The 4,248-nt window shown below is 66.9% G+C and carries 2 protein-coding genes and 2 pseudogenes; 3 read left to right on the forward strand and 1 reads right to left on the reverse strand.

Annotated elements, in window-relative coordinates:
- Window positions 1-166: pseudogene (locus G3N97_RS36905) on the reverse strand (TrmH family RNA methyltransferase); the annotation flags it as partial.
- A 384-nt stretch (window positions 167-550) separates the two neighbouring features.
- Between G3N97_RS36905 and G3N97_RS36910 the strand changes: the two are divergent.
- The 3 genes and pseudogenes from G3N97_RS36910 to G3N97_RS36920 all read left to right on the forward strand — a co-directional run.
- Window positions 551-1,351, forward strand: coding sequence for an inositol monophosphatase family protein (locus tag G3N97_RS36910; protein WP_074984457.1), 801 nt, complete (start codon window positions 551-553; stop codon window positions 1,349-1,351).
- A gap of 305 nt (window positions 1,352-1,656) precedes the next feature.
- Window positions 1,657-2,994: a lysophospholipid transporter LplT gene (lplT, locus tag G3N97_RS36915; protein ID WP_277397877.1), complete on the forward strand. Its 1,338-nt coding sequence runs from the start codon at window positions 1,657-1,659 to the stop codon at window positions 2,992-2,994.
- Between the two features lie 109 nt (window positions 2,995-3,103).
- Window positions 3,104-4,248: pseudogene (locus tag G3N97_RS36920) on the forward strand (DNA mismatch repair protein MutS); the annotation flags it as partial.

Genomic DNA, 4,248 nt, shown 5'->3' on the forward strand with positions numbered 1-4,248 from the left:
TCGCGACCAGCACGAGCCGCGAAAAGCCCATTGTCTTCAGCGCGCGCGCCGCGGCGCCGACGTTGCCCGGATGGCTGGGCTCGACCAGCACGAAGCGCGTGGACGTGAAACCGCCGCGCAGCGGCTCGTGGGCCGCTTCGGCGGCATGTGAATCGGGGTGCTCCAAGATGAATCTCGTACGGCGTGGTCAGTGAAGCCTGTATGTTAGCGCGGCTCGCGCCCCCGGCCTATTGGGGACGCCGCGGGGACGGCGCGAGCGCGAGCCCCAAAGCCATTCCGCCACCGCCCGCCCCGCGCCCATCCGAAGTCTCCCGAAGCGGACCGAAAATCGGGTAAAATGCCAGATTCGCGCGCGTTTTCCGGTCAGCCGTCTGGCCGCAAAACCGGGTCCGCAAGACCGCCGCGCCCCGTTCTTATTCAATTCGTCTCCGTTGGCGGGACAGGTTCCGCGGCCGCCCGGCCCGCGCCCTGTCCAATCGTTAGACGCTTTATCTTTCGCACCACCGGTGCGCGTGCCGATGCGCGCGCCGGACAACAAGGATCCAGGCTCATGCATCCCATGCTCAACATCGCTGTCAAGGCCGCGCGCCGCGCCGGACAGATCATCAACCGCGCGTCGCTCGACCTCGACCTCGTGCAGGTCGCGAAGAAGCAGCACAACGATTTCGTCACGGAAGTCGACAAGGCGGCCGAAGCCGCCATCATCGAAACGCTCTCCACCGCTTACCCCGACCACGCGATCCTCGCCGAGGAATCGGGCGAATCGGCCCACGAGTCGGAATACCAGTGGATCATCGATCCGCTCGACGGCACCACGAACTTCATCCACGGTTTCCAGTACTACTGCGTCTCGATCGCGCTCGCACACAAGGGCATCGTCACGCAGGCCGTGGTCTATGACCCGACGCGCAACGACCTCTTCACCGCTTCGCGCGGCCGCGGCGCGTTCCTGAACGACCGCCGCATCCGCGTCGGCCGCCGCGACCGTCTCGCCGACGGTCTGATCGGCACGGGCTTCCCGTTCCGCGAAAAGGACGGCCTCGACAGCTACTGCGATCTGTTCGCCGCGATGACCAACGCCTGCGCCGGCCTGCGCCGCCCGGGCGCCGCCGCGCTCGATCTGGCGAACGTCGCCGCGGGCCGCATGGACGGCTTCTTCGAACAGGGCCTCAATCCGTGGGACGTCGCTGCGGGCGCGCTGCTCGTGACGGAAGCCGGCGGCCTGATCGGCAACTACACGGGCGACTCGGACTTCCTGCACGTCGGCGAAATCGTCGCGGGCAACCCGAAGATCTACGCGCAAATGGTGCCGATCCTCTCGAAGTACACGCGCATCAAGAAGGAAGCCTGAGCGCGCTGACGCCGTATCCGCGCTGCCGCCGCCGCGCATGAAGCCGTCAGGCGATTGCGAGGAACACTGCGGCGCGCAGCGGCCCGTGTCACAATCGGGCAAACTGGAAAAAGCAGGATCACGGCGACACAACCCGCGGGGGAAAGCGGCGACACGGCAGCGCGAACACGCGCCGCACGACGCCCACCCGCCACAACAAGCGGCTTCGGCCGCTTTTTTCGTCGTGAATCCGATGGGGTCGCGCGCCCGTTTCGCTCCGGTTGCGCGCCTGTCCAGTTCGATTGCGTTTCCCGCGCCGTGGTCGCCTGGGCCATCGAGCCGCCGTTCAACCGCTCCAACCCGCGATGAAAAAAGGCTTCTTCACGATCATCGCCGCGCAGTTCGTTTCGTCGCTCGCCGACAACGCGCTGCTGATCGCGGCAATCGCGTTGCTCACGGTGATCTCGTCGCCGGCCTGGGTCACGCCGCTCCTCCAGATATTCTTCACGGTCTCGTACGTGCTGCTCGCGCCCTTCGTCGGCGCGTTCGCCGACGCGCTGCAAAAGCGCCACGTGATGTTCGTCTCGAACGCGCTCAAGGCCGCCGGCTGCATGCTGATGATCGCGGGCGTGCACCCGATGATCGCGTACGGCGTGGTCGGCTTCGGCGCGGCGGCCTACTCGCCCGCAAAGTACGGAATCCTCACTGAATTGCTGCCCGCCGAGAAACTCGTCTCGGCCAACGCGTGGCTCGAATCGGCGACCGTGCTCTCGACCATCGTCGGCACCATGCTCGGCGGCGCGCTGGTCTCGACCTACGCGCAGCGTTTCGTCCAGCACCATCCGATGCCGCTGATCCACTCGGCCGCCGATCTCGCGATGCTCGCGGTCATGATCACTTATGCGATCGCGGCGCTCATCAACATCGGCATTCCCGATACGGGCGCGCGCTACGAGAACCGCCTCAAGGAACCGGCGCGGCTGGTGGGCGACTTCGTGCATTGTTTCAACGTGCTCTGGGCCGACAAGCTCGCGCAGATCGCGCTGTGGGTCACGACCCTGATGTGGGGCGCGGCCGTCACGCTGCAACTGCTGGTGCTCAAATGGGCCGACGCGAACCTCGGCCTCACGCTCTCGAAGGCCGCCGTGATGCAGGGCGTGACGGGCCTCGGGATCGCGCTCGGCGCGGGCGCGGCGGCGGCCTGGGTGTCGTTGCGCGCGTCGCTGCGCGTGCTGCCCGTGGGCGTGCTCTGCGGCGTTGTCGCCATGGCAATGGCGTTCTACAGCAAGAATCTGTTTCCGGCCGGCGAAGGCCTGCGCTTCGGCACCTTCGTGCTGCCCTTTTATCTGCTGTTCGCGTATCCGCTGATGATCGCGCTCGGCGCGCTCGCGGGCTTTTTCATCGTGCCGATGAACGCCCTGCTCCAGCATCGCGGCGCGACGCTGCTGTCGGCGGGCCACTCGATCGCCGTGCAGAATTTCAACCAGAACCTCGCCGTGCTGATGATGCTCGGCGCCTATGCGCTGCTGCTCACGGCGAAAATGCCGGTGCAATGGATCATCGTTGTATTCGGCGTGTTCGTGTCCGGCATGATCTGGCTCGCGATGCGACGCAGTGCCGCGAACGCACGCACCGTGGACCTGCAGGCGCTCGTCGACGAATGAGCGCACCGCCTGACTGGATGACGCGCGCAGGCGCTGGCCATCCGGCCAGGTTCACGCACCTCCCGCGCGGGTTACACTCACGCCCTGAACCTTAAGCAAGACACCGAGGATGGCTACACACACCGCAGGCGCAGCCGACATCGCGCAACACACTCCCATGATGCAGCAATATCTGCGCATCAAGGCCGATCATCCGGGCACGCTGGTGTTCTACCGGATGGGCGACTTCTACGAGCTGTTCTTCGAAGACGCGGAGAAGGCCGCGCGCCTGCTCGACCTCACGCTCACGCAGCGCGGCGCCTCGGCCGGCAATCCCATCAAGATGGCGGGCGTGCCGCATCACGCCTGCGAACAATATCTCGCCAAGCTCGTGAAGCTCGGCGAGTCGGTGGCGATCTGCGAACAGATCGGCGACCCGGCCACGTCCAAAGGACCGGTCGAACGCAAAGTCGTGCGCGTGGTCACGCCCGGCACGCTGACTGACGCGGCCCTGCTTTCCGACAAGAACGACGTTTATCTGATGGCCGTCTGCCCCGGTCACAACCGGCGCGGCGCGACCGTCAACGTCGGTCTCGCGTGGCTCAATCTGGCAAGCGGCGCGCTGCGCCTCGCGGAAGTCGCGCCCGAACAGGTCGCGGCGGCCTTCGAGCGCATCCGTCCCGCGGAAATTCTCGTTGCGGAAATGCCCGCGGAATCGTCGGGCTGGGCGCCGCCTTCCGCAGGATCGGGCACTACGCCGGGCGCACTGACGCGCGTGCCCGCCTGGCACTTCGACGTCGCGTCGGGCCGCCAGCGTCTGTGCGATCAACTCGACGTCGCGAGCCTCGACGGCTTCGGCGCGCAGACGCTCACGAGCGCCTGCGGCGCGGCCGGCGCGCTGCTGCTTTATGCGGCGGCCACGCAAGGCCAGCAGTTGCGTCACGTGCGCAGCCTGAAGGTCGAGGCGGAATCGGAATATATCGGCCTCGATCCGGCCACGCGGCGCAATCTCGAACTCACCGAGACGCTGCGCGGCACCGAGTCGCCCACGCTGTGTTCGCTGCTCGATACCTGCAGCACGACCATGGGCAGCCGTCTGCTGCGTCACTGGCTGCATCATCCGCCGCGCGACGCGGGCATCGCGCAGACGCGCCAGCAAGCCATCGGCGCGCTGCTCGACGCCCCGCCGCCCGCCAGTGTGGATGCCCTGCGCAGCGCACTGCGTCAGATCGCCGACGTCGAGCGCATCACCGGTCGCCTCGCGCTGCTGTCGGC

Source organism: Paraburkholderia sp. Ac-20347 (genome assembly GCF_017104805.1).
In the GTDB taxonomy this organism is placed as follows: domain Bacteria; phylum Pseudomonadota; class Gammaproteobacteria; order Burkholderiales; family Burkholderiaceae; genus Paraburkholderia; species Paraburkholderia tropica.

Bases quoted from the DNA above. Each gene is read 5' to 3' on its own strand.
- G3N97_RS36910 (WP_074984457.1), top strand. From the start codon at position 551: ATGCATCCCATGCTCAACATCGCTGTCAAGGCCGCGCGCCGCGCCGGA.